The 25,466-nt window shown below is 42.5% G+C and carries 20 protein-coding genes and 1 tRNA gene; 6 read left to right on the top strand and 15 right to left on the bottom strand.

Annotation, left to right across the window (positions count from 1 at the left end; genetic code table 11):
• Positions 1 to 1,377, bottom strand: coding sequence for a sensor histidine kinase (locus DQQ10_RS03380; protein WP_112745368.1), 1,377 nt, complete (start codon positions 1,375 to 1,377; stop codon positions 1 to 3).
• A gap of 147 nt (positions 1,378 to 1,524) precedes the next feature.
• A tRNA-Phe gene (locus DQQ10_RS03385) sits at positions 1,525 to 1,597 on the bottom strand.
• Between the two features lie 113 nt (positions 1,598 to 1,710).
• Here DQQ10_RS03385 and DQQ10_RS03390 point away from each other — a divergent pair.
• The 4 genes from DQQ10_RS03390 to DQQ10_RS03405 all read left to right on the top strand — a co-directional run bounded on the left by DQQ10_RS03390 (position 1,711) and on the right by DQQ10_RS03405 (position 6,423).
• Positions 1,711 to 3,021 carry a (Fe-S)-binding protein gene (locus tag DQQ10_RS03390; protein WP_112745369.1) on the top strand — a complete coding sequence of 437 codons (1,311 nt, stop codon included), beginning with the start codon at positions 1,711 to 1,713 and terminating at the stop codon, positions 3,019 to 3,021.
• Between the two features lie 42 nt (positions 3,022 to 3,063).
• A complete protein-coding gene (locus DQQ10_RS03395; RefSeq protein ID WP_112745370.1) occupies positions 3,064 to 3,831 on the top strand; it encodes a (Fe-S)-binding protein in 768 nt (255 codons plus the stop codon).
• A gap of 102 nt (positions 3,832 to 3,933) precedes the next feature.
• On the top strand, positions 3,934 to 4,356 hold the full coding sequence (locus DQQ10_RS03400) for a hypothetical protein (RefSeq protein ID WP_133259518.1): 423 nt from the start codon (positions 3,934 to 3,936) through the stop codon (positions 4,354 to 4,356).
• 36 nt (positions 4,357 to 4,392) lie between these two features.
• Complete coding sequence (locus DQQ10_RS03405; RefSeq protein WP_245970254.1) at positions 4,393 to 6,423, top strand: OmpA family protein; 2,031 nt, start codon at positions 4,393 to 4,395, stop codon at positions 6,421 to 6,423.
• Here the strand turns inward: DQQ10_RS03405 and DQQ10_RS03410 are convergent.
• Positions 6,420 to 6,743 (bottom strand): DMT family transporter, encoded by a 324-nt coding sequence (locus DQQ10_RS03410; RefSeq protein ID WP_112745372.1) that lies wholly within the window; start codon positions 6,741 to 6,743, stop codon positions 6,420 to 6,422. The two genes, DQQ10_RS03405 and DQQ10_RS03410, sit on opposite strands and share 4 nt — an antisense overlap.
• A 296-nt stretch (positions 6,744 to 7,039) precedes the next feature.
• Here DQQ10_RS03410 and DQQ10_RS03415 point away from each other — a divergent pair, with 296 nt between their 5' ends.
• Positions 7,040 to 7,423 carry a hypothetical protein gene (locus tag DQQ10_RS03415; RefSeq protein WP_133259519.1) on the top strand — a complete coding sequence of 128 codons (384 nt, stop codon included), beginning with the start codon at positions 7,040 to 7,042 and terminating at the stop codon, positions 7,421 to 7,423.
• Here the strand turns inward: DQQ10_RS03415 and DQQ10_RS03420 are convergent, their stop codons facing one another.
• The 5 genes from DQQ10_RS03420 to DQQ10_RS03440 all read right to left on the bottom strand — a co-directional run bounded on the left by DQQ10_RS03420 (position 7,424) and on the right by DQQ10_RS03440 (position 13,867).
• The gene (locus DQQ10_RS03420) at positions 7,424 to 7,717 is read right to left on the bottom strand and encodes a hypothetical protein (RefSeq protein ID WP_133259520.1); all 294 of its coding nucleotides are present in this window, start codon (positions 7,715 to 7,717) and stop codon (positions 7,424 to 7,426) included.
• Positions 7,718 to 7,926: 209 nt separating this feature from the next.
• Positions 7,927 to 9,729, bottom strand: coding sequence for an acyl-CoA dehydrogenase family protein (locus tag DQQ10_RS03425; RefSeq protein WP_112745375.1), 1,803 nt, complete (start codon positions 9,727 to 9,729; stop codon positions 7,927 to 7,929).
• A 67-nt stretch (positions 9,730 to 9,796) separates the two neighbouring features.
• Complete coding sequence (locus DQQ10_RS03430; protein ID WP_112745376.1) at positions 9,797 to 10,972, bottom strand: thiolase family protein; 1,176 nt, start codon at positions 10,970 to 10,972, stop codon at positions 9,797 to 9,799.
• 3 nt (positions 10,973 to 10,975) lie between these two features.
• A complete protein-coding gene (locus DQQ10_RS03435) occupies positions 10,976 to 13,375 on the bottom strand; it encodes a 3-hydroxyacyl-CoA dehydrogenase/enoyl-CoA hydratase family protein (protein ID WP_185147019.1) in 2,400 nt (799 codons plus the stop codon).
• A gap of 48 nt (positions 13,376 to 13,423) precedes the next feature.
• Positions 13,424 to 13,867 carry a MarR family winged helix-turn-helix transcriptional regulator gene (locus DQQ10_RS03440; RefSeq protein ID WP_112745378.1) on the bottom strand — a complete coding sequence of 148 codons (444 nt, stop codon included), beginning with the start codon at positions 13,865 to 13,867 and terminating at the stop codon, positions 13,424 to 13,426.
• Positions 13,868 to 14,024: 157 nt separating this feature from the next.
• Here DQQ10_RS03440 and DQQ10_RS03445 point away from each other — a divergent pair, with 157 nt between their 5' ends.
• Complete coding sequence (locus tag DQQ10_RS03445) at positions 14,025 to 14,495, top strand: MOSC domain-containing protein (protein WP_317047917.1); 471 nt, start codon at positions 14,025 to 14,027, stop codon at positions 14,493 to 14,495.
• Here DQQ10_RS03445 and DQQ10_RS03450 read toward each other — a convergent pair.
• The 7 genes from DQQ10_RS03450 to DQQ10_RS03480 form a co-directional block, all read right to left on the bottom strand.
• The gene (locus DQQ10_RS03450; protein ID WP_112745379.1) at positions 14,492 to 16,393 is read right to left on the bottom strand and encodes a tetratricopeptide repeat protein; all 1,902 of its coding nucleotides are present in this window, start codon (positions 16,391 to 16,393) and stop codon (positions 14,492 to 14,494) included. The genes DQQ10_RS03445 and DQQ10_RS03450 overlap by 4 nt on opposite strands.
• Positions 16,394 to 16,650: 257 nt before the next feature.
• Entirely contained in the window at positions 16,651 to 18,339 is a 1,689-nt protein-coding gene (locus tag DQQ10_RS03455; protein WP_112745380.1) for an Ig-like domain-containing protein, read from the bottom strand.
• A complete protein-coding gene (locus DQQ10_RS03460) occupies positions 18,336 to 19,220 on the bottom strand; it encodes a class I SAM-dependent methyltransferase (RefSeq protein ID WP_112745381.1) in 885 nt (294 codons plus the stop codon). The genes DQQ10_RS03455 and DQQ10_RS03460 overlap by 4 nt, the downstream gene beginning before the upstream one ends.
• A complete protein-coding gene (gene mnmG / locus DQQ10_RS03465; RefSeq protein WP_112745756.1) occupies positions 19,217 to 21,079 on the bottom strand; it encodes a tRNA uridine-5-carboxymethylaminomethyl(34) synthesis enzyme MnmG in 1,863 nt (620 codons plus the stop codon). Before mnmG ends, DQQ10_RS03460 begins: the two co-directional genes overlap by 4 nt.
• A 105-nt stretch (positions 21,080 to 21,184) precedes the next feature.
• Positions 21,185 to 21,604, bottom strand: coding sequence for an rRNA maturation RNase YbeY (gene ybeY / locus DQQ10_RS03470; RefSeq protein ID WP_112745382.1), 420 nt, complete (start codon positions 21,602 to 21,604; stop codon positions 21,185 to 21,187).
• Positions 21,604 to 22,008 (bottom strand): ATP-binding protein, encoded by a 405-nt coding sequence (locus DQQ10_RS03475; protein ID WP_112745383.1) that lies wholly within the window; start codon positions 22,006 to 22,008, stop codon positions 21,604 to 21,606. The genes ybeY and DQQ10_RS03475 overlap by 1 nt, the downstream gene beginning before the upstream one ends.
• A 15-nt stretch (positions 22,009 to 22,023) precedes the next feature.
• Positions 22,024 to 25,395: a DUF4175 family protein gene (locus tag DQQ10_RS03480; protein ID WP_245970255.1), complete on the bottom strand. Its 3,372-nt coding sequence runs from the start codon at positions 25,393 to 25,395 to the stop codon at positions 22,024 to 22,026.
• Positions 25,396 to 25,466: the final 71 nt, after the last annotated feature.

The following is a 25,466-nucleotide window of genomic DNA, read 5'->3' on the forward strand; positions in this document are numbered from 1 at the left end:
TTACGCGTCAGCAAGGATGATCGTGAAAACGCTACCTTTTCCGTAGCGGGATTTCACCTCAATAGTCCCATTTATTTTCGTGAGTGCCTCTTTCACAATATATAAACCGAGACCAGTCCCCTCTGTTATTGGCGACGCGCGATAAAACATATCGAATATTTTAGGCAAACTATCTTCTGGAATACCTTGTCCATTGTCTTCGATGCCTATCTCGACTGCATCTTTTTTACGGAAGAAAGTAACGCGGATGTAAGGATTTTCCTGGTGAATGTTATGATACTTCACGGCATTGCCCATCAGATTGTTAAGAATGATCTTCATCTGATTGAAATCCGACTTGAATTTATGTGACGACTCGTGTTTGTAGTCCAACGAAATTGCAGAAGCTCCCTTATTAAACTTGATGTCCATCACCGTATTGTCAATCATTTCCTTTAAATCAAGTTCTTCAATACGAACATCAATTTTCTTGCTTCGCGAGAGATTTAGGATGTCACTAATGATTAGATCGAGTTTTTTTATTCTCGTTTCGATCATGTCCATAAAGGTGCGCGCCTTCTCCTCCTCGAACTCCAGTTTTCCAAGATAGGTCAACCCCAATATAGACGCGATTGGGGCACGAAGATCATGTGAAGTACTGTATAAAAACTGATCGAGTTCGCGGTTAGCCTGTTCCAGTTTCTCTTGCTCATCTTCCAAAAGCCACATGACCATTCCTATACCAATCACTGCAATCAAAAAAAGGTCCGTCACACCCGGTGTGTACCAGTACGGATCGGCCACGTCAAGCATAACAATGATGAATGTGTATAGTTGGTAGACACTGTAAAATAAAAACGAAGCCGCCAGTAGCCGTTGACCAAAACCTTTCGTGAATTTTTTGTTATGCCACACCACCACGCCCGTGATCAGAAAACCGATGCCAGTTACCAGTGTTCTACTACCAACACGAAGCAAATGGCGTACGTATCCGTAATCATTGTCTTGCCGAAGAATAAATACAGTCAGCAACGCAATGATGATGGTCGAGATCAAAATCACCCTAAACTGTTTTTTACTGAAGGCACGTTCGTATACCATTTCATAAGTACCGCGCAACAAAAAGATGATTTGAAGAAAACTTGCCAGTTGAGAAACGACATTAAAAATGAATCGTGGAATGGATGGGTTTTGATTCGTCAATAAAATAACAACGCTGGTACAGGCGATATGAAGCGCAAACGCCAGCCAACTTAGCGACCACGTATATAAGAATCGACGACGGTAAAGATTTCCGAAATGACGGAAGATGAAAAAAAGAATAAATCCTAGAATGACTTCGGCGATGTACAAAAACAGGAGACGTTCAAATGCTTCTGATAGATTCGTCGAAAACATTGCATTGGATTAAGTGACCAAAATTTAATCGAACTAACGGGATACTTATCAGTAATTCGTTAAAATTGGGAAGCTAACTCATTACCAACAAAAAAACCTCTTCCGAGGCTTTATGCAATCTACACAGATAAAATCAACACTTGAAAGTGGTGATGGAGGGAATCGAACCCCCGACACAAGGATTTTCAGTCCTTTGCTCTACCAACTGAGCTACATCACCGAAACCACCGCAAACCTCGAAGAGGTCATTGACAGGGGCACAAAAGTAGATAAATTTAACTTTGGTGCAAAATACAGCCAACATTTCTTCAGATTTGACCCATTAAAACTTTTATGATATCACAAATAGCCTTCGTTCTCGTACTTGCCGCGGCCATTTACTTTATTCAGAAGCGTTTTGGCCGGATTCGGAAGAACATCAACCTCGGTAAAAACAGAGATTTTAAAGATCAAGTCGACAAAAGACTAAATAACGTTTTGCTCGTTGCCTTCGGTCAGAAAAAAATGTTCAAGCGACTGATACCGGCAGTACTGCATTTGATGATTTACGTCGGGTTTCTCGTAATCAATCTCGAGGTGCTTGAGTTTATGATCGATGGATTTGCCGGTACGCATCGAATATTCGCGCCTTTTCTAGGCGGATTCTATACCATACTCATGAATGTGTTCGAATTTCTTGCGATTGCTGTATTGGTAAGTTGTGTTTTCTTCTTGCTTCGGAGAAACATCACAAAAGTACCGCGCTTTTTTAACGCTGAAATGAAGGGGTGGCCACGTTTAGATGGCAACCTTATATTGTTCACTGAAATCATCCTGATGATTGCGATTCTAACAATGAATGCAACCGATCAATTGCTTCAGCCCATCAGCGATCATTACCCAACTACCGGAGAATTATTTTTCAGCAGTTTGCTCATGCCACTTTTTGCAGGGTTGAATGAGAGTACGTTGATAGTGATCGAGCGATTTGCTTGGTGGTTTCACATTGTGGGTATTTTGGGCTTTACGATTTACATCACGTACTCAAAGCACCTACACATTATCCTGGCTTTCCCCAATACATATTTTGCGAAAGTCGAGCCAAAAGGCCATGTTAATAACATGCCTGTTGTAACGAACGAAGTAAAATCCATGCTAGGGCTCGTTTCCGCCGAGTCGTCTGCTCCACCCACAGAGCCCGGTCGGTTTGGCGCGAAGGATATCAACGACTTGACCTGGAACAATTTGCTGGCAGCATACACCTGTACTGAGTGTGGTCGATGCACTTCGGAATGTCCGGCTAACATCACTGGAAAAAAACTATCGCCACGCAAAATCATGATGGATACACGTGACCGTTTAGAAGACGTTGGTAATAGTTTGGAGAAGGGCGGCCCTGGTCTGAACGACGGAAAGTCTCTATTGGGCGACTACATTACCAAGGAAGAAATCAATGCATGCACAAACTGTAATGCTTGTGTTGAAGCTTGTCCGGTGTTGATAAATCCATTGGAAATTATCACTGAGCTCCGACGATATGTGGCGATGGAGGAATCTGGATCTCCGGCATCCTGGAATTCTATGTATCAAAATATTGAGACGAACTTTGCACCCTGGAAATTTTCGCCAAGCGATCGCTTTAATTGGGCAGAAGAAAAAAAATAACGCAAGAATAAAACTACACCCTTACTGATGAATATAGTTACCATGGCCGAGTTTGCGGCAAAAGGCGAATCGCCAGAAATATTATTCTGGGTCGGTTGCGCCGGGTCATTCGATGATCGTTACAAACGCGTAACGCGAGCTTTCGCATCCATATTAAATTCACTCGATGTTAAGTTCGCGGTTTTGGGAACTGAAGAGACCTGCACCGGCGACCCCGCACGACGCGCAGGAAATGAATTTTTGTTCCAGATGCAGGCGATGAATAACATCCAGGTGTTGAACGGATATGGTATTAAAAAAATTGTCACCGCTTGCCCCCACTGCTTCAATACATTGAAGAATGAATATCCGGAGCTTGGCGGAAACTATGAAGTGATACATCACTCTACGTTTTTGCAACAGTTGATTGACAGCGGTAGACTCAAATTTGAAGGCGGCGCATATAAAGGCAAGAAAATAACATACCATGACTCTTGTTTCCTCGGACGGGCCAACGACGTTTATGAAGCACCCCGCGCTTTGCTCATTGCGCTCGACGCCGACTTAATTGAAATGAAACGCAGCCGGAAAACGGGGCTCTGTTGTGGTGCTGGTGGTGGTCAAATGTTTAAGGAGCCCGAGAATGGCAAAAAGGATATTAATGTCGAGCGTACCGAAGAGGCGCTTGAAACGGGAGCTTCAACAATCGCCGTCGGCTGCCCTTTCTGTATGACGATGATGAGCGATGGCGTGAAAAATAAGGAGCGTGAGCAAGACGTTAAGGTGAAAGACATTGCAGAACTTATCGCGGAAGCAAAAGGTTTATCGTAGAAATCTTATTTGAAGAATACTATGCTAGTCTCATTTGATTCTCTTCCGGGCCACAGTCGCCTTTGGATATATCAATCCGATCGAAAAATTAACGATCGCGAAATGGCTATAATTTCCGAGACCCTTCATTCGTTTATAGAATCATGGACTGTTCACGGACATCCGATGACTGCAGGATTTAAGATCGCGGCCGACTATTTTGTAATCATTGGCGCTGATGAGCAAGTGAATGCTGCAAGTGGATGTTCGATAGACAAAGCCGTTCGCGCAATGCATGAACTTGGCGATCGCTTACAGATCAATTGGTTTAACAGAAACAACATTGCCTTCTTGCTGGGTAATGAAGTAACGCTTTTCCAACTAAAAGATCTTAAACGTTGTCTTGAAAACGGAGCGTGGGGAGCGATGACAAAAGTATTTGACAATACGATCTCAACGAAAGCCGCTCTTGACGCTAAATGGATTGCGCCGGCACAAAGCACTTGGCTCAATCGGTATTTACCGCAAGAAAGGATGGCTCCATAAAATGAATATTTGTAGCTTTATCTTTATTTAATTTCTATGAAGTCGATTCCGGTTTTGTTGTGTTCTGTTGCGCTGGTTCTTTCTTGCAGTATAGAGAAGAAAGCTACGAAAGCTTTTAGGGTTGGAAAATATCAGAACGCCATTGATCTCAACAAAAAGATTCTTGAGAATAATCCAAACAACGCCAAGGCAAACTATTTCATTGCGGAATCCTACCGGTTATCAAATCGCATTAAGGAAGCTGAACCATTTTACGCCAAAGCTGGTGGTCGTCAGTTGGATCAAGATAGCATCCAGTTTTACCGGGCACAATCTCTGAAGGCGGCAGGAAAATATTCTGACGCTTCGAAAGAGTTCGATGCGCTTGTCGCAAGTACGCAGAATGTTCCCTTAAAAGATCGAGCCGCTGCCGAACGTAAGGGAATCGATTACCTTGCGCACCTCGACGAAAAGAAAAATTATTACAAAGTAAAAAACCTCGAAGCGCTTAACACTTCAGCGAGCGAATTTTCTCCGGCATATGTCAATAACGAATTATATTTTACTTCATCGCGGGGCGATGGTAAGATTTACGAAGCAGAAGGAAAACCATTTACTGACATATACAAGGTTGCAACAAGCGGTGCAAAAGTCGATGTAGCGACAATTACTAAACTTCCAACAACATTTAATGACGAAATCAGAAATGAAGGTTGCGCTACTTTTTCCCCCGACGGAAAGACAATGATATTTGCAAAAGGAAACTCAGAAAAGAAAAAAGGTGGTGGCGTTGATGTAGACCTTTACATATCTCGTAACAGAAATAATGTTTGGTCCGAGCCTGTTCCAGTAAATGTGAACACGGTGATTAAAAGCGAGGCTGATGGTGATGCACAAAATTTCAGTTGGGACTCGTCTCCATGTTTTGCTCCCGATGGACGCACGTTATACTTTGCTTCAAATCGCAAAGGCGGATACGGTGGGACCGATATTTATTCCGCGCAGATGGATTCGCGTGGCAGATTTTCACGCGTGCGGAATTTAGGACCTGAAGTGAATACCGTTGCCGACGAGGCTTTCCCTTATGTTGCTGAAGATGCAAAATTGTATTTCGCTTCTGATGGACATCCTGGATACGGCGGTTTAGATTTATTTGTTGTGTTGCGCAAGAATGGCAAGACAGTAATTGAAAACCTTGGCCAGCCCATGAACTCAAGCAGCGATGACTTTGGAATTTTCCTGTTCCGTCCTGATCGTGGATTCTTTACGTCGAATCGTGATGGTGGAAAAGGTGATGATGACATCTACACTTTCGTTAATGAGGACCCTGATCTCAAAGTTGTTAATTATTATCTCGCCGGTGTAACCTACACAAACGATAAGGATGGCAAACTCCAAATCTTGCCAAATGCCAAAGTGAGTCTCCTTGATGCCGAGGGAACAAACATGCAAGATTATGTCACTGGCAATGATGGTAAGTTTCTGTTCAGAGTTTACGAAAATGAAAATTATTCGCTGGTTGGAGACGCTGAAGGATTTATTGTAAAACGTCAAACTTACACGACACTTGGAAAATCTGTCGATCCTGCAACGCTAAAAGATCTCATCAATAACATTACGTTGGACACAACGATCGTACTTGACAAAAAAGAACAAGGCAAGAGCTTCGTACTTGAGAATATTTTCTATGAATTTAACCAGTGGTTTATCAGACCCGATGCCGCCGTCGAGCTAGATAAACTCGTTCAAATTTTGATCGACAATCCAGAACTCAAGATCGAATTGAGCTCTCATACCGATAGTATCGCTTCTGACTCCTACAATTTGGAACTCTCTCAACGCCGCGCGCAGTCAGCTGTTGACTATATTATTCAACGTGGTATCGCACCAGACCGTCTTGTGCCAAAAGGATATGGTGAATCAAAACCTATTGCAAGGAATACAAATCCCGATGGCAGTGATAACGCTGCAGGGCGGCAAAAGAATAGACGTACAGAATTTAAGATCCTTGAGATCAACGCTATTCCAAAGCCAATTGAAGACGAAGAAGAATTTGATGAGGATAAATATTTCCGTGGCGGTAATTAGTGGGGCTTCGACACGAGTTTAAGCCCCAGAATAGACCCGATCAGTAAGACTAAAAAAAACAGCCGCCAGAAATCTGAGGGCTCTTTAAAGAATACTATTCCGACGACGGCTGTTCCTACTGCCCCGATGCCTGTCCAAACGGCATAACCGGTTCCCAATGGAATGGTCTGAATCGCTTTGTTCAAGAACACAAAGCTTAAAGTGATGCTCACCAGAAACGCGACTGCCCAGGGTTTGTGTTGAAAGTTGTTTGAAAATTTCAAGCTCGTTGTAAATCCAACTTCAAATAGACCTGCCAGTACCAAGTAGAGCCACGCCATAATATTCTTATTTGATTGAACGCAAAGTTAATCAACCCATGTCACGGAAATGAAGGCTCTAATGAAGATCTAACGCTTGGGCTAGTTGTCGCCGAAGGTTCGCAATTTTTTAAGGACTGCTTATTTGAGCGTGAACGCATTCAATTTTGGAAAGCTAGGGCCGCAACGTATTTCTCTCAATTTGCAAATGTTCGAATTTCGCTTGCAAATGCCTGTTTTTCATTTTTAATCTCTTTTTAAAGTGATTCGAGAACGTTGGCATAGTCGTTGCGTTTAGTATAGGAAAGACAACGACTATGAGCAGGGTGATAATGATTGTTTGTTTTTCCTTTCTATTTTTTACAGCAAAAGGGTACGATTCAGGAATCGCTGTTCAAACAGAACACGGCACACCAATACAAGTTTTTGTAAATGGAAAGTTGTATAACAAAACGCCAGGAAGTTTTGTACGCGTGCGTGGATCGCAAGGTCTCTATCACGTTGAAGTAAAATTCTTAAACCCTTACACGAAGAAATGGGCCTCGATCAAACGAGATGTGAAAACACGGAAGGGCTTTGAATTTGTTTACAAGCTCGCGTTTGTAAACAAGAAGCCGGAACTGCGTGAAGTCAGAAAGAATCCTGTTTACTCAAAATACTTTTTGAATCCGGCCCTTTACAATTGGCATCCGCGCAGCTAATTATTGTTTGCGAGATTTTGACGCGATAATAATAGCAGCTACAATTGCCATGATTGCCCATACTTCAATATCCCAGCAGAATGGCCACCCAATTGACCAGTTGAAAATCCATCCAAAAAGACCACCAATAATGCCGAAGATGGTACCAAAGATGCCGGTAATTATTCCGAAGAAGCCACCGATTACGCCACCCACGATTCCAAAGGCGCCGCCTACGATACCTATCCAAATAGGGAACGTGAACAATAAAATTACTACAATCAACAATGGTGATAATGACTTCTTGGCTTCCATAAGTATTCTTTTCAATACTGGCCAAGCATTTACAAATGTCATGCAATATTTTAGAAGTCCAAGAATTTGATCAAATTCAAGGTTTTTCTTTAGCCACCTGGTATAAAGTGTTGAATTTTGAACACTGCTCGTTTACAAATCTGAACACTTCGCAATAAAAAAGGTCAGAAATTATTCCGACCCTTTTATTCAGTTTAGGCTAGTATTTTCTAAAAAGGATATTCTCCCTTTTCAATTACATGATTTGCAACTTTACGTCTTGCATCTTTCAAATTGTAGGGATCAATCTTAGTGAAGCGCTTCAATCCCATTAACATAAGACGCTGTTCGTCACCTTGAGCAAAAGCATTGATCGCTTCTCGTCCAGCAGCTGCGCCTTTATTAACTGCGTAGTGTAAGTAGATCATCGCCATTTCCTTTTCGATCCCACATGCTTTCTCACCACGAAGGGCAATTAGTTTTTCCACACGCAGAATTACTGACTCAGCGATGTATCCTTCAATTAACATATCGGCCAGATTCATGAGGATTTCCTGTTCTTCCGACAGCTTCATCATGAATTTTTGAACGGCTGCTCCTGAGACCATGAGGCCTGCTTTTTTCAAATTGTTCAACGCCTTTTTCTCTTTTACGAAAATGCCTTCTTCTTCAGATGCACCAAAATCAGGAATTGCGAGAAGTTCTTTTTGCACGGCCATCGCCGGCGTCATCAAATCCAACTGACCCTTCATCGCACGTTTCAATAACATGTCGATCGTAAGAAGTCTGTTAATTTCATTTGTTCCTTCAAAGATTCGATTAATGCGAGCATCACGATATGCACGATCCATCGGACCTTCCGCGGAGAATCCCATTCCCCCGTAAATCTGCACACCCTCGTCAACGACGAAATCAAGAACCTCTGAGCCGTGCACTTTTAATATTGCACATTCAATCGCAAATTCTTCAAGCGATTTTAACCGTGCTTTTGCAGAATCCATTCCACCAGCAACAAAGGCGTTGTAAGCGTCATCAATATTTTGACCAGCGCGATAGTGTGCTGACTCCGATGCAAACACCTTCGTTACCATGTCGGCAATTTTATGTTTGATAGCACCAAACGTAGCGATGGAAGTTCCAAACTGCTTGCGTTCATTAGCGTATCGCGTAGCTATTGAAATTGTTTGTTTACTTCCGCCGAGTGCTGCAATGCCGAGTTTGATACGACCGATGTTGAGAATATTCACGGCGATCTTAAAACCATTCTCACGTTCACTCAACATGTTTTCCGCAGGAACCTTGCAGTCATTGAAGAAAATCTGACGCGTCGATGACCCTTTGATACCCATCTTCTTCTCCTCCTCATTCATCGTTATTCCGCCAAATGACTTTTCAACAATGAATGCGCTGAGGTTTTTGTCGTTTTCAATTTTTGCAAAAACAACATAAATGTCTGCAAAACCGCCATTGGTTATCCACATCTTTTGCCCATTCAAAATGTAGTGCTTGCCATCCGCTGTTGGCATCGCCTTCGTCTTACCGGAATTAGCGTCAGATCCTGAATCCGGTTCGGTTAAGCAATAGGCTGCTTTCCATTCTCCGGTAGCTAGTTTCGGGATGTACTTCTTTTTTTGTTCTTCATTTCCGTAATACAAAATTGGAAGTGTTCCGATACCAGTATGAGCAGAGAGCGCAACAGCTACAGAATGGCCGGCACCAATAACCTCTGCAACAAGCATTGTCGTGTTGAAATCCATTCCGAATCCCCCCAGTTCCGCTGGTACGGATGTTCCCAATAAACCAAGTTCGCCAGCTTTGTCAAGAATTGATGGCATCAGCTTGGGATCCTTCATCGAATCAATTTCGTCGAGTCGTGGCCATACTTCTTTTGCAAGGAAATCCTTACACTGTTGCATGATCATCCGTTGTTCCTCGTTGAATTCTTCTGGAATAAAAATTTCCTGTGCCTTTGTTTCGCGGATGAGAAATTCTCCACCCTTGATCGCTTTGTTGGTTTCAACTGTCGTGCTCATAGTCAGTCAATTTTTTTTAAGATGTCGATCGTGAAATTCAGACATCGTGATTTAGTTATTGGAAGAATTAGTTCAATAGTTCGTAGATGCCAGCTACACCCTGGCCACCGCCAACGCACGCCGTTACCAAGCCATATTTTTTGTTACGGCGCCTTAGCTCGTTTAGAAGTGTCAGCGACAAACGTGCACCGGAACTTCCGAGTGGGTGGCCCATCGCAATAGCGCCGCCGTTCACGTTCAGTATTTCAGGATTAATATTTAGGTCCCTCACGACGGCGAGTGACTGTGCGGCGAATGCTTCGTTCAGTTCCACCAAGTCCAGATCGCTCATTTTCAAACCAGCCTTCGCTAATGCTTTGGGAACGGCTGCTACCGGACCAATCCCCATAATTCTTGGATCGACACCCGCAACGGCATAACTCATCATTCTCGCGATCGGTTTCAAGTTAAGCTGTTTCACGAGTCGCTCACTCATTACAACTGCGAACGCCGCGCCGTCATTCGTTGGCGAGGAATTTCCTGCAGTGACAGATCCGCCCAAAGCGAATACGGGTTTTAATTTTGAAAGCGCTTCAATTGTGGTATCCGGACGCGGACCTTCGTCAGTATCAACTACCGACTCTTTCGTTTTCTTCTTTCCACTTTCATCAACAAATATTTCTTTCACTGTGATGGGATGGATCTCTTCTTTAAAAATGCCCTGCTGTTGTGCTTTGATTGCACGCATGTGTGACTCATACGCAAACTTGTCTTGCTCTTCGCGTGAGATCTTATATTGTTTTGCAATTTCTTCCGCCGTTAGACCCATACTGGTATAATAGGTCGGGTTATCTTTTGCGATATTATAATTCAACGCTGTTTTCCAGCCCATCACGGGAACTAATGACATCGATTCTGTTCCCCCGGCAATGATGCAATCAGCCATACCTGCTTGAATCTTTGCTGACGCGATATGAATTGCTTCAACACCAGAACCACAATAGCGGTTGATGACCATACCAGCGTTATCAATTCCCAAAGCCATCAAGGCGATGATGCGCCCCATTTGCATTCCTTGCTCCGCTTCCTGAACAGCGTTACCGACAATGAGATCATCGACCATTTTGTTCTCGAGTCCAGGAACAGATGCCACTAACGCTTTGATAATTTCCGTTGCAAAATCATCGGGGCGGGTAAATCGAAATCCACCTTTCTTGGCCCGTGTATTTGCAGTCCTTTTTGCTGCGACAATGTATGCGTCCATAGTTTAATTTCTTAAAGGTTTACCGCCTGTTAATATTGATTGAATTCGTTCAAGAGTTTTTCTTTCACCTGTCAATGAGACAAATGCTTCGCGTTCGAGATCCAACAGATATTGCTCACTTACTTCTTGAGGTGACGTGAGATCGCCACCACACATTACGTTAGCAATCCATCGCGCGATTTTCATATCGTGATCGCTTATGTAATTACCCATCCGCATACCGTTGATACCGGCCATAAACAAGGCCATACCAGAACGACCTTGCACCTTTATATTTTTTGCGGGTACGGGCATCGTGTAACCAGCATCATATAAGTCCAGCACTGCCGCTTTTGCATCTAAAATTTGTCTGTCCTTATTGATCGATATTCTGTCTTTGTCTCGCAGTACGCCCATTTCACGCGCCTCTTCTGCTGACAATGCTACTTTGGCTGTCGCGATATTCATGAAAGCGTTTTGTAATGCATTCAACTCAACGTCTCCTTCTTGAATAGCATCGCTTACCCTTTTTGCAAATTCTTTTGTACCACCGCCCCCAGGAATAAGACCAACTCCAACTTCAACCAGACCGATATATGTTTCAGCCGCAGCTTGTGCGATGTCGGCGTGCAATGTCATTTCACAGCCACCGCCTAATGTTCTACCCTGTGGACATACGACTACTGGCGATGATGAGTAACGAATTCTCATGACGGAATTCTGAAACTGTCGAACCATGAAATCAATCTCATCGTATTCTTGTTCAATCGCAAACATAAAGACGAGACCAAGGTTTGCACCCAAAGAAAAATCAGCTCCTTGGTGACCGACTACCAAACCTTTGAAATCTTTTTCCGAAAGATCAATTGCTTTGTTGAGACCTTCGATAACGGAGCTTCCAAGGGTGTAACTTTTACTATGCCAAGAAAAGTTGATGACGCCATCACCAATGTCAGTGATTTTTGATTCGGCATTTTTCCAAACAACGTTGTCGGAGAGATTCTCAAGGATGATAAATGCGTCTTTACCCGGAATCGTCTTATACGATTTACTGCCAACATCATAAAACTTCCGCTGACCAGCTTCTACTTTGTAAAATGATTTGTGTCCAGCGGCGATCATATCATAAACCCATTGATTGGGTTTATATCCCGCGGCCTCCATTGCTTGAACCGTTTTATCTACACCGACAGCATCCCATGTTTGAAACGGACCAAGCTCCCATCCGAAGCCTGCGCATATAGCGTCGTCGATTTTATAAAGTTCATCTGCTATTTCTGGAATTCGATTGGATACGTATTTGAAGAGCCCGTAAAAAGAATCGCGATAAAAATCGCCGGCTTTGTCTTTGCCGCTAAGCAAAATTTTGAAACGATCTTTAAGATTTTCGATCGTCTTCGTTGTTTCAAGCGTTGCAAATTTCGCTTTCGCCTTTGGTTTGTATTCGAACGATTTAAGATCGAGTGTTAGGATTTCTGTCTCTCCTTTTGCGTTCTTCGATTTCTTATAAAATCCTTGTCCTGTTTTATCGCCAAGCCATTTGTTCTGTTCAAGTTTTCCTATTTCAGCAGGAAGCTTAAACATGTCACGACCTTCATCGTTAGGCAGACCGTTGTACAAATTTGTTGCTACTTTGATAAGTGTGTCAAGACCAACTAGATCCGATGTTCTAAAAGTCGCGGATTTTGGTCTTCCAATCACAGGGCCTGTGAGTTTATCGACCTCATCAATGTTGAGATCCAATTTGCGCATCGAATCAACTACCTTCATGATGGCATAAATTCCAACGCGGTTGGCGATGAATGCTGGCGTGTCTTTACAAAGCACCGTAGTCTTGCCAAGATATAAGTCGCCATACTCCATCAAGAATTTTTGTATTTCAGGATCGGTGTCTGGTGTTGGAATAATCTCCAATAATTTCAGGTAACGTGGCGGGTTAAAAAAGTGCGTACCACAAAAATGCTTTTTAAAATCATCGCTTCTTCCTTCGGCCATTAAATGAATGGGAATTCCAGAAGTGTTTGACGTGATAAGCGTTCCTGGTTTGCGAAATTTTTCTACTTGCTCATAAACTTTTTTCTTGATGTCGAGATTTTCTACTACCACCTCGATTGTCCAATCGTAATCTTTGATGCGATTCATGTCGTCGTCAAAATTGCCGGTTGTGATCCGCGACAAAAACTTTTTGCTGTAGATAGGCCCAGGGCTTGACTTCACGGAACGATCTAGCGAACCATTTACGATTCTGTTCTTAACAGCTTTGTGATCTAACGACAGACCTTTTGCTTTTTCTTCATCGGTCAATTCTTTTGGCGCGATATCCAGCAGTAGCACTTGACATCCGATGTTAGCAAAATGACAGGCAATGGCGGAACCCATGACTCCTGATCCTAGTACGGCAACTTTGCGGATTGAACGTTTCATAATTTTTATTTTGATACATCGCTCGAATTCATGAGCAACACTGAAATTTTATTCCGGCTTTTCGTAAATATTTCGATCAATAATTGAATTAATCTTCCGAAGCACTTCAAAAAATACGTTGATCTTGCTCTCCGGAATCTCTTGACGCACCACTTCATTAAAGCGCAAAACCGTGTCTCTTGCTTTTTCTTTTTTTTGTTTTCCTTCTTTCGTTAAAAGAATTCGGACCGAGCGCTTATCATTCTTATCAGCTTGGCGATAAATCAATTCCTTTTCCTCCATCGACTTTAGTAATCGCGTAAGGCTTCTTGCCTCGAGACCCATCAGCGGAGCAATTTTTGTCGCTGGTGTTCCTTCTTCTGAATTAATGTTAAGGAGGACGAAACCCATTGACATCGTCGCGTCGTATTTTAACGCTTGCTGGTTGTACATCCTAGCGATGCCATGCCACGCTGTCTTGATATTATGATCGACGGTTTCTTCTCTCCGCATACGTTTTCGATTGGAGTAGACGAAGGTAAAAAAAAATGTTATGCATGCAGAGTATCGGCAGCTTTTTTTTTGGAAGGCGATTTTGCCCTAATTCAGCCAATTTTTGAAGACATGGCCTGATAATTTTAAGTTAAATGATTTTTTCGACTTCATGATAATGAAAGAACTATTTGCTCAATTCAAACAAAACGGAGTCGTTCAATGGCTTGGTGTAAGAAGAAAAAGAAAGGAACCGATGTCGATAATCGATCAAGTTCATTTTATGGAAGATGTCGGCATTGACGGAGACCGTTACAAAAGCAATGGGGTTCGGCAAGTAACAATCATTCAGCGCGAACATTTGGATGCCGTTGCTTCGTTTTTGTCTATCGAGTCGCTCGATCCGAGTCTTGTCAGAAGAAATGTAGTTGTAGAAGGAATAAACCTGCTCGCGCTTAAAGGAAAACGTTTTACTATGGGCGAAGCGATATTGGAGTACACTGGCGAGTGTCATCCTTGTTCAAGAATGGAAGAAGCTTTAGGAGTTGGTGGTTATAATGCCATGCGAGGACATGGTGGAATTACCGCCCGCATAATAAAAAGTGGTCGTGTAAAGATTGGCGATGGTGTTTCTGTAACCGGCGATTAAAATTGCGGCGGTGGTTCATTTATAAAATCACCCCGTAGTGTGCGATACCTTTTACGTGCCTCGGCGGCGTAAACACTGCCCGGATAGCGGTTAAGAAATTCTCGATACATCTCCTTCGCCTTCTCACTATCTTTAATTTGTCGATCGTAAATTTCTGCTTGCAAAAAATAGGCGTCGTCGGCAAGTATATCCTCCGAGAATTGATTTAAGATCTGTTGAAGGAGCTCAATCGATTTTTCGAATTCGCCCCGTTTCATTTTCAAGTTCGCCTCTAACCACAAAATATCATCGAGCATCGCTGACAATGAAACAGCTTCGCCATTTGGAGCTACTCCCGTTTTCAATCTATCGATTGATTGCATCGCTGCATCAACTTTATTTTGATAGAGCAGTAACTCTATTCGCGCAAATTCCTTGAGCGCCAGACCCGCAGAGTCAAAGGCAATGTTTTCCTTAATTCTTAAACTTAGATCAATGGCATCGTTTGAGATTTCGCGGGTTGTCGCTTCTTTTAGAATATCAAGATGCTCTTGCGCCAGCTGAAAATCCCCTTTGTAGTACGATAGTTTAGCATTTTTCAATTTTGCTTCGTACCCGACAGGATTTTCCTTTTGCGTTTTTTCCACCTGAGAATATAACAATGTTGATTCCCATGGCTCTCCTTTTAGCAGATAAATATCACCCAGATCAAGTTTCGCTTTTGATTTGAGGTAGAGTGATGCGCGCGGATTTAAAATAAGAGATTGAAGAATGGCAATCGCACTATCTTTCTCGTCAAGATAATTAGCATACAGTGATGCCTCGCTTCGAGCCGCATCTAACGAATTCTGATTATCGGGGTAAAGTGAAATAAAACTTTTGTAATCGCCGACTAACACTTTGACGGAGTCAGCGTTGACCGGAAAGGTTTTCTTAATCCTGGCTTCCCGAGTGCGAATGAGGCCCAACTTCGACAGTAGGAAATTTGGCGAATTCGGATAGGTACGGATAATGTAGCGATAAATTTTGAGCGCGTTGTCGTAATCTTCGTTGTCGAGTGCCACACGGGCCACTTCCATCGTTTTTTCGCCATCTTGCTTGTACCGTTTGTCGTACGCACGTGCTTGAATGAACGACGCATTGAAGTCTTTTTGTTGCATCGTAACCCAGATAAGCAAGTCGGCGTAGACCTCGATGTTCGGAAATTCTTGAACCTTGTCGTAAAGTAGCTTTTCAAGGCTCTGTAGTTCTTCAGGCTTCGTTAAAAGCGCTTGCATGATGTTTTTAACGTACTGAATATTGGCGGCGTTCTGGGTCACGTACGTGAGGTATTCCTGCACCATCTTATCCTGGCTGCCCTGAATTCTGTAAAGCATTGCCAAATCCAGGCAATACAGAAATTCGTTGCCAAGGTGTCGCCTACTTTCGACCATGGCTTTAATGCCGTAGTCGATTAACGACCGGGACATAAAAAAGTCCGACATAAGTTTTATGCGCTGTACATTTTCTCTATTGTCCTGGATGAGTTTGTTAAAATGATTTTCAGCCTTGCCCATTTCGCCAGCCCTGATCAAGACAAAACCCAGGTCGAGATTGTATTGGATGTTGGCCGGGTCTTTTTTCGAAATTTTTTTTAAATACGATTGTGCGTCATCAAAAGCGCCAAGGTCGAGCATCGTGTTGATGTAGTTGTTGTAGATAAACGGCGTGTTAACATCACTTTTAGAAAGGTCAACAAAAAGCTCAAGCGCTTTTTTTTTGTCGCCCTTTAGCAAGTATTCATTGGCCAATTGTATCTCTGAAAGGTCCTGGCTAAAAACATCAAATGAGACAAGGAAAAGGAAGCATGCACTTATCCGGAATACATGTCCCTTTATATTATTTATATATATATATATATAGTTGTTAATATTAAGCATGTCGATTTGTGGATAACTGTGAATAGAAAAGTGTTGTGGAAGTTATGTAGAAATATTGATATACGTAAATTATTGATTATCAGATTTGTATAGCGTTGTCCACATGGTTGTATGGTGTGGATAGGAATGCTGTGGAGTACTTTGATGTGATAGAATGTTGGTAAGCGGAAAGTTATCCATAAGCAAAATCGTGTTTTTGTTTGTGTCGGAATTTGGCCACGTTTTAGGGTAAGTATTCCACATCGTTTAACAGGTTATCAGTATTTTATCAACATTGGTCCGAGTTCAAAATTGGCCTTAAGTTTAATTTGTGGGCCTGCTTTTTCAGTGGAATATAAGATGGTTGGTTCCGCGTCCGTGGCGGTAAGGAGATTGCCCGGTGTCCAAACTCTATCGTTGTTTTTGTCGATGACGAGTCTGAGTTGATAGTCGGCTGGGATGAGGTCTTGAAATGAAAACTTCTTAGCGTTGGCTACAGACTGAATGATCTTGAAATTCGAATCCAATAACTCTACTACGAATGACTGTTCGTTAGTTTGTACTTCAACTAAGATGATTCCTGTTTCGTCGAAATATATAGGACGGCGGTTTTCTGAGAGTTGCTTTGATGAGTCATTCTCAACTGAGACGAATGCGCCGTGTCCAAGCTTGAATGCGTAGTTGGGTGGCTTTTGTTGTTGGGGATTTTGGGTCGCGGGAGTATTGGTTGCTGGCGGTTGTGGTTTCGCGATGAGTGTGCGGTCGATTTTTTTGTCAATGAGAATTTTCCGACTTGTTGAATCTATTCGAATGTCTTGCGATGAGAATTTTATTGTGTTGAGAGAATCGATTTGATATAGAATGCTGTCAGGATTTATTGACATGATTGGTTTATTGAATGTGATGGACGCCTTAATGGACGCCTTAGTGTGTACTGCCTGAAAGGTTTCGAGCTTTACGTTGAATGGTTCCTTGGTAATTTTTTTGAAGTTGAATTTGGCGAACAATGTCGTGTCGATTTTGTTCGATGCGCTATCGATACCTGTTAATCGTATTTTGATACTATCGCCTTCTGCGGTTGATTGATTGTAGATTTTTACATTGTCATAAGTGTCGCCGTATACGGCAGCGATTGTAGTTGTGCCGGCGCGCACTGTGAATGCCTTTAGGCTTTTTGAGGTCTTGATGTTAAAGTATGAGTTGTAAGGTCTTGCAGAAATTAGCTTGAGTGGGCGTGTATCGAGTTTTTGAATCGGTATGGTAACGTCTGGAGTTTTATCTTTTAGCGTGATTGCTTTTGTGGTAAATCCGTACGATTCATTTTTGCTATCCACGATCAGATTTTTGTTTTTATCGAGAATGGCATAAATGTGATATCTACCTGGTTTTAGATTCTCGAGTAGAAAGTTTCCTTCGTCGTCTGTTTCTGTCAGGATCGTTGGTTTGTGTTTGAATACATTGAATGTATCTTGTTGGTATAAGGCAACAGTTGCTTGTTTTACGTCTTTGAAAGTTAGAGGATCTATAATCTTTCCTGCAATTGATAAGGAATCAATGTATGAGCCGGTACTGAATGCGGTTTTGATGTTGCGGGCAGGGTTGCGTTCGGTGATGTCTTGTATGCTGTTTCGGTAATTTACGGTATAGGTGGTGGTGTCTTTTAGTTTATTTTCAAAGGTGAGTGTAACTCGCTTTTTCTTTGCGACTACTTCATATTTTTTGTCCACGTCTGGCGTGATGATGATTTGTTCCTTCGGGTTATTGAGTGAGACGTACTCGTCGAATTCAATTTCTACTGTTTGACCGTTATAGTTTGTGGCTCCAGATTTCGGTATGGATAAGCTCGTTTGTAAGAGCGGTGGTATGGTGTCTTTTGGGCCACCGTTTGGCGTTGTTTGTCGTGCGCAAGAAACAAGCGATACAGCAAGCGTGATAGCTGAAAGGAAAGTGATATGTCGGTGTCTCATTTTTTGATAATGTAGATGAGGCTAGAATAATTGTTAGATCTGCTTGCAGAAATATTGGCCATGAGGCCTGCGATGAATGCCTTTGGTAGGTGGAAGAAGGATGACTTATTACCATTCTTATACTTCTCACTCAAAAGGCTTATGTAATACGAATCCAATTTCATGGGAATCGTTTTCACAATTCTGAGGCCATGTTTTAGGAAGAGATGTTGTAAACTATGTTGGTTAAAGTGCCAGAGATGCCTTGGTACGTCGTAGGCTGCCCAGTTTGCTTTGTATTTCTTACGGTCTGGAGAATCATGGTTGGGCACGGCAATCAAAATGATCCCGTTAGTGGAGAGATGTTTTTTAAGTGTTTCAATGGTTTGGTTTAAATCTGGTACATGCTCCAGAACATGCCATAGGGTGATTACATCGAACATGGATTCATTTAATTCCGCAATGTCACTAAACACGTCGTTGTGTGTTATGTGTTGAGCGATTTTGCGAGCGGCAGGTGATGGTTCGAACCCGAAGGTGTTCCAACCCTGGGTTTGCATGTACTGAATAAATGACCCCGTTCCACATCCGAAATCAAGTAAGTCTCTTCCGGAGGAATTTCTGTGAATGATGTTCTTCTTCCAACGTAGTGTGTATTGTCGTGCGATAAGGTAAAGTCTATCGATAATAGAGTTGGCCTTATTGGTATGCGATATGTAATCCTGTGAGATATAGTAATTCGCGAGATTCGCAGAGTCCGGCTGGGGATTTGTGAGTATGAATCCGCAGGCTTTACATGCTTCTATTGTGAATTGCTCGCTTGAAACAGTGTAATCGATGCAATTGTCAACGTGTTTAAATTCGGCGCCACTACAAACTGGGCATTCGATAATCCTTTTCATTTGCCCATGTATATTGTTAAGACAGATATATCGGAGGGGGAAACGCCGCTGATTCTTGCGGCCTGTCCAACAGTTTCAGGTTTTACCCTTTTGAGTTTTTCTCGAGCTTCAGATGATAAAGCTTTTACCCGGTCATAATCGAAGTCCGGCTTTATTTTGAAATCTTCCAACTCGCCGATCTTTTCCGCTAAACGCTGCTCACGTTCGATATAGCTTTCGTATTTCACCTTTATTTCAACTTGTTCCTGGATTTCTAGGGAATTCGATTCCAGGATTGTTTTGAGTTCGTGGTTTAATGTTTTGAGGCTATGAATATCGATTTGTGGTCGCCTTAAAAGATTGAGTGCGATTGTTTTTTCACTCAGCGTGGATGTGCCTAGTGAGAGCAATTGTTCGTTTACGTCAGGTTCTACTTTATGGCGTTTTAGTGAATTGTATAGATCGTCTGTACCTTTTCGCTTGTCGAGCATTTGCTTGTAGCGTTCTTTAGAGGCGAGTCCAATGTTGTGGCCAAACTCGGTTAGTCTTAAGTCAGCATTGTCTTGACGCAGCAGAATGCGGTATTCCGCACGAGAGGTAAACATTCTATACGGTTCCTGAGTCCCCTTGTTAATAAGGTCGTCAATGAGGACGCCGATGTAGGCGTCGGAGCGTTTAAGGATGAATGGATCTTTATGAAGGGCTGACAGATGCGCGTTTATGCCGGCCATTAATCCTTGTCCGGCGGCCTCTTCATAACCAGTTGTTCCATTGATTTGGCCTGCGAAGAATAGTCCAGCTATAAGATGCGTTTCGAGATTCGATTTTAACTGCGTTGGTGGAAAGAAGTCATATTCGATCGCATAACCAGGGCGGAACATCTTTGCCCGTTCGAAACCAGGGATCTTTGTTAAAGCTTTGTACTGGACGTCTTCCGGTAGAGAGGTGGAAAATCCGTTAACGTAGATTTCCACTGTATTCCAGCCCTCGGGTTCGACGAAGATTTGGTGACGTTCTCTTTCTGCGAATCTGTTTATCTTATCTTCGATGGACGGGCAGTATCGCGGGCCTAGTCCCTTAATGCGGCCCTGGAACATCGGGGACTTTTCGAATCCCTCTTTAAGTTGTTCGTGAACTGCATCATTCGTGTAGGTGATCCAGCAGCTGACTTGTTTTTCTAACGGAGATGTTTCATTGCTGTAGGAGAACTTGGATGGGTTTTCGTCTCCCGGTTGCTCCTCCATTTTAGAATAGTCTAAGCTCCTGCCATCGATTCTAGGAGGGGTTCCTGTTTTCATTCTTCCCGCTTCGAATCCTAGTCGTATCAGTTGTTCAGTTATACCTGTTGCTGCCTTTTCTGCGGCGCGACCACCGCCAAAACTCTTTTCGCCGATATGAATCTTTCCATTGAGGAATGTGCCGTTGGTAAGGACGACGGATTTCGCTTTTATCTCTAAACCGAGGCTTGTCTTTACTCCTACTGCTCTCCCGTCCTCTACGAGTATTTCTGACACCATCTCCTGCCAGAAGTCGAGGTTTGACGTGCGTTCGAGGGCGAGGCGCCATTCCTCTGAGAATTTCATTCTGTCGTTTTGAGTACGGGGGCTCCACATGGCGGGACCTTTCGATCTGTTGAGCATTCGAAATTGAATCATCGACTTGTCGGATATAATTCCGGACATTCCGCCGAGAGCGTCGATTTCTCGTACAATCTGTCCCTTTGCGACACCGCCCATGGCTGGGTTGCAAGACATTTGAGCGATGGTGTTCATATTCATTGTCACCATGAGTGTTTTCGAACCCATCGTGGCGGCGGCATGCGCGGCCTCACAGCCGGCGTGCCCAGCGCCGACGACAATTACATCATAATCAGAAAACATATATTCGTTTATTCTTTTTCTAGACGTTTCACGTGGAACGCAAATGTTCTCCACAAAATTCTCCACATTTCCACAAATCTTTCCGTTTCACGTTCCACGTGGAACCTAACGAAGAGACAGGCATTCATCTTCCTTGTTTGTCATTACCTTCTTCTTTGCTTTGGTCTTGTCGGTGTAACCCAAAAGGTGTAGCACCCCGTGAATTATCACACGGTGCAATTCTCTGTCGAATTCGTTTTGAAACAGTATGGCGTTTTCTCTAATGCGGTCGATGCTAATAAATATGTCGCCCTCGATGAGATTCTTTTCTTCGCTGTTGTCGAAGGTGATGATATCAGTATAAGTGTCGTGGTCTAAATATTCGACATTTATGGTATGAAGGTGCTTGTCTGAGCAGAATATAAAATTGACCTCTCCTAAGGAGAACCCCTCTTGGCCGATAACTTCTTTGATCCAAGTGGTCGTCTTTCGTGGATGTGGTAACTTAAAAACGATGTCTTCTGCGAAGTACTTGATGGAAGGCATTAGGAATTCATGTAAAAGCTGAGTTCTACTATTCGCCCACCTTCTTTGAATAGAACCTCATCTGACAAATGCTTCATGAGGAAAATGCCGCGTCCACCAATCTTTTCTAGGTTCTCGGGGGAAGTCGGGTCTGGAAGATTATCAAAGTTGAATCCTGGGCCCTCATCCTTTACGGTGAACTTCAATAGACTTTCATCTAAAGAAAGACTTAATGACACATTCTTGGATTTGTTTCCTGAGTTGCCATGCTTGATGGCGTTGTTCACGGCTTCCGTTACAGCGATCATTATGTTTCCATAAATGTCATCGTCCAAATGAAAACGTTCCTTCGCATTGTCAATGAAACTCTCGATCATTCGGATGTTCTCGATGATTGATGGAACCTGGATACTAATCGTATTCATCACTTCAATTTTCGCTTATTGGTTGCCCATTCTTTTAAAATACTCACCCACTTCTTTCTTATAATAAGGGTATAACTTGGGCGGTACGGTTTTCAGCAATTCTACTTCTTTTTCCTTGAGTCGCAAATATTCTTCGAACGCCTTAGGTATTTCTTTGTCATAATCTTTAGCCGTCTCGCCTTTTCTCTCTTCATCCATGTCTTGTTCACGCATAGACTTCTCCGTTTCTAGCAAACGAGTCAAAATATCTTGTTGGCGCTTGATCATCTGATCTGTGATTTGTTTGTTGACCAGGTCCATTTCGGTTTGTTCCATTTTCCCCGGTAAATCTCCCCCGGGCATCTTTCCATCATTCATCTTCTCCTGCATTTCTTCTAACGCCTTTCGAATACGTTCTTGCTCCGCCGCCATCTCAGCTAGTTCTTCAGACAGTTGACGACCTCCCTTCCCACTGTTTTTTAAGTTTTGGATTTTGTTGTTCAACTGTTGTTGCATCTGTCCAAGACTTTGCTGTTTTCCCTTTTGCTTAGACTTCATTTTCATATTGCCCTTTCCCTTGTTGTTCGCCATCATCTCCATAAGCATACTTAAATGATCATCAAGCATCAGCGCCAAGTTGTTCATCGCCGTCATCGCTAACTGCATTTCGTTAGAAGCCTGAGGACGTTTCCGTTCACGATTTGCCTCTATCACTTTGGAAACATGGCTGTTTAAATCACCAACTTCGCGTGTGATAATAGACCCCATGAAAGGATCCTTCTTTCCAAGAGCTAACAGGCTGTCTTCCAGCACTTTAGAATCATCCCGGAGTTTAATTTGCTGTTGTGCGAGGATGTTGAAACGCGGATCGCTTTGGGATAATTCATTAAACTGACGAATAAGATTTTCTTGGTCGTAGGATAATTTGACAAGTCCGTGGAGTATTTGCCGTAGCGATTCAATATTGGCCATATCCATCTCCATCATCATCCCCTCTTGTGACTGTTTCATTTGGCTTTGCATATTCTTCATTTTTTGCAATGCCTTCTGTTGAGATGATTTTGACTTCGATGGATTATTCTGTTTTAAGTCTTCTTCACTTTGTTCTTGATCCTTCTGAATTTCTTCCGATTCTTCCTTATCAGGTAACGACTCCTCTTTCTCTAATTCTTCACCGAGTTTCTTGAGGTCATCAAGATCCTCAGATGTTTTTTTAAATTCTTCTTTTACCTCTTCCTGTTCTGTTGCCAACTGCTCACTCTCTGAATTTTTTTCATCGCCTTCAACGTTCTTGTTGTCATTCTTTTTGTCCGACTTCTTGTTATCAGATTTTGTCTCTTTCTCAAAGTTTTCAGTTTTTTTCAGAAGTGCATCTTGCCTTTGGATGTTTTCATCCAATTGTTTTAGCGCTTGGTCTAGTTTGAAATCGTACTGCAGCTCTTTGAATAATTCAAGTGTCCTTTCCAATTCCTTTTCTAGGTTATTGGTATTCTGATTCATTTTGTCGAGTAGCTTTTGGATCTGGTTGAGCTCTGCGTTTTCTTGCAAGAGCTTCTGCAATTCCTCGAATAATTTTTTCGTTTCTTCATCCAACAACTCCTCCATAAGTTTTTGGATCTGTTTTGCTTTCTCCCGAATGCGTTCGTCTTGTTCAGTAAAGTTGTCTTTCTTCTGATCTAACAATTTGTTTTCCTCCTTAAGTTGTTCGACCATTTGATCTAACCCTTTCTTCTGTTGAATGATGTCTTCCAACATTTTTTTATCCTGCCAATCCATTGATTGCTTGCCCTTTAACTTCTGATTGGCCTGTTCTATTTGATCTTGCAGCTTTGTTGCCTTGTTTGAACTTTCATCAAGTTTCTGCTCTGTTTGAGCTTGTGATTTGCTGATTTCGGCGATAAGATTGTCTGCCGTCGGAATTAAGAATGTATAGCGCGTTGTCTTTGTAGACTTCCTTCCATTCACGCCGTCGTTGTCCCACACTTGTAAAAAGTAATCGAGCTGATCTCCTGGATTTAATTTCAGAGAATCTACAGACCAATTGTAAAAGAAACTTTGTTGAAGTTGATTGCTGCTGATAGGAATGTTAACAGCGCGCGATAGAACTTCTTTTTGTTTCTCATTCATAATCCTGAAATGCAGTGTAAGCTGACTTACACCGTAGTCATCTCCGATCGATCCACCCAAAATTATGCGCTTGTATAAAATTGAATCTCTGAAGTTATTGACAGCAATTTGCGGATACTGGTCCTTTAACACATCGACGTGATAAAGAATCTTCTCTTTGTTTTTGCTTTGCGCATTATTCAAGCTGATTTCATATTGGTCTGGATTTTTGAAAGTTTTTTCAAACGAAAACGCTTGATTGTCATCGGCAGTGAAGAAATGCTGCGATGAGTCTCCGGAGAAATAAATAGCGGCACGTTCTGTATTGGCCGCCGAAAGATTCCATTTTACAAGAGTTCCCTCAGGAATTTCCAAATTTCCAGCGTTGACAAGTTTTTGGTTTTGGCGTCGTAAGTATCGAGGGTATTGCAGTTCAACATTAAACTGAAGTAACTCGGGACGGTTTATAAGATTCACGTGAAAAACTTCTGAGTAGAAGCCAGCTGCTTCAAACTGAAAGTCAAATGCTTTCTGAATATTCTCGACTTTGTATGAGAAGAGTCCACCCGATTCGCTCACCAATTTCGTTCTTTGATTTTCACTGACGAGATAAACATCGGCAGGTATCGCATGTCCTTTTAACAGAACATTGATTGTGAAATCTTCATTGTAGTAAGCATTGAGTTTGCTCGCGTCTATTGTAAAAGCGAATGGTGCTTCAGGTGAATACTGCCTGCTAAAATGGACAATGCGATCGGCACTTTGCGTTATAATGCTGCTGTTGAAGGCCAGTATAACTACTATAGCGGCGATCGGTGCAATTAGAAAACGCAGATACTTTTTATTGTCATTCAGTCTAATGACTTCATCAAAAGAAATTGGTTCAAACTCCCTAGACTTTTGTGCGATTGACGCGTATGCCAAGGCGGAATTCTTTTGTTCCGAGTAAGCAAGTTGGATGAGATTTAACAGCCTGTCATTAATTGACGGGATGTATTGACCAATCATTCGGGCGCTCTGTTCTTCCGAAAGACCACGCTTAGCGATCCACCAGGAAATAGGCTCTTTGAGAAATCGGAACAAGCAGAAAGCGGCGGTCGCAAAAAATGCAAGAAAGATCAGGAATCGCATCCATGGACCAAGCCATAGATTATGTTCGACCACGGTGGCGAGTACTAAGTATGAAATGAGGATGGAGAGCGAAAGTATACTTCCTTTTAGAAACAGGTTGAGATAATACTTCCTCTTAAAGGAATGGATCTTCTTCTGGATATTATCAACACCTGCATCCACCATAGTCATCGGAATTACATAAATGAAAACGCACAACGATTATATAAAGTTGAGCACGACTAAGATAGTTGGTAAACATG

The sequence above is a fragment of the Pseudochryseolinea flava genome (genome assembly GCF_003286915.1).
GTDB lineage: Bacteria > Bacteroidota > Bacteroidia > Cytophagales > Cyclobacteriaceae > Ohtaekwangia > Ohtaekwangia flava.

Excerpts from the sequence above, each read along its gene's own strand:
- DQQ10_RS03380 (WP_112745368.1), bottom strand. The coding sequence starts at position 1,377 with ATGTTTTCGACGAATCTATCAGAAGCATTTGAACGTCTCCTGTTTTTG.
- DQQ10_RS03390 (WP_112745369.1), top strand. The coding sequence starts at position 1,711 with ATGATATCACAAATAGCCTTCGTTCTCGTACTTGCCGCGGCCATTTAC.
- DQQ10_RS03395 (WP_112745370.1), top strand. The coding sequence starts at position 3,064 with ATGGCCGAGTTTGCGGCAAAAGGCGAATCGCCAGAAATATTATTCTGG.
- DQQ10_RS03400 (WP_133259518.1), top strand. The coding sequence starts at position 3,934 with ATGGCTATAATTTCCGAGACCCTTCATTCGTTTATAGAATCATGGACT.
- DQQ10_RS03405 (WP_245970254.1), top strand. The coding sequence starts at position 4,393 with ATGAAGTCGATTCCGGTTTTGTTGTGTTCTGTTGCGCTGGTTCTTTCT.
- DQQ10_RS03410 (WP_112745372.1), bottom strand. The coding sequence starts at position 6,743 with ATGGCGTGGCTCTACTTGGTACTGGCAGGTCTATTTGAAGTTGGATTT.
- DQQ10_RS03415 (WP_133259519.1), top strand. The coding sequence starts at position 7,040 with ATGAGCAGGGTGATAATGATTGTTTGTTTTTCCTTTCTATTTTTTACA.
- DQQ10_RS03420 (WP_133259520.1), bottom strand. The coding sequence starts at position 7,717 with ATGGAAGCCAAGAAGTCATTATCACCATTGTTGATTGTAGTAATTTTA.
- DQQ10_RS03425 (WP_112745375.1), bottom strand. The coding sequence starts at position 9,729 with ATGAGCACGACAGTTGAAACCAACAAAGCGATCAAGGGTGGAGAATTT.
- DQQ10_RS03430 (WP_112745376.1), bottom strand. The coding sequence starts at position 10,972 with ATGGACGCATACATTGTCGCAGCAAAAAGGACTGCAAATACACGGGCC.
- DQQ10_RS03435 (WP_185147019.1), bottom strand. The coding sequence starts at position 13,375 with ATGAAACGTTCAATCCGCAAAGTTGCCGTACTAGGATCAGGAGTCATG.
- DQQ10_RS03440 (WP_112745378.1), bottom strand. The coding sequence starts at position 13,867 with ATGCGGAGAGAAGAAACCGTCGATCATAATATCAAGACAGCGTGGCAT.
- DQQ10_RS03445 (WP_317047917.1), top strand. The coding sequence starts at position 14,025 with ATGAAAGAACTATTTGCTCAATTCAAACAAAACGGAGTCGTTCAATGG.
- DQQ10_RS03450 (WP_112745379.1), bottom strand. The coding sequence starts at position 16,393 with ATGCTTAATATTAACAACTATATATATATATATATAAATAATATAAAG.
- DQQ10_RS03455 (WP_112745380.1), bottom strand. The coding sequence starts at position 18,339 with ATGAGACACCGACATATCACTTTCCTTTCAGCTATCACGCTTGCTGTA.
- DQQ10_RS03460 (WP_112745381.1), bottom strand. The coding sequence starts at position 19,220 with ATGAAAAGGATTATCGAATGCCCAGTTTGTAGTGGCGCCGAATTTAAA.
- mnmG (WP_112745756.1), bottom strand. The coding sequence starts at position 21,079 with ATGTTTTCTGATTATGATGTAATTGTCGTCGGCGCTGGGCACGCCGGC.
- ybeY (WP_112745382.1), bottom strand. The coding sequence starts at position 21,604 with ATGCCTTCCATCAAGTACTTCGCAGAAGACATCGTTTTTAAGTTACCA.
- DQQ10_RS03475 (WP_112745383.1), bottom strand. The coding sequence starts at position 22,008 with ATGAATACGATTAGTATCCAGGTTCCATCAATCATCGAGAACATCCGA.
- DQQ10_RS03480 (WP_245970255.1), bottom strand. The coding sequence starts at position 25,395 with ATGACTATGGTGGATGCAGGTGTTGATAATATCCAGAAGAAGATCCAT.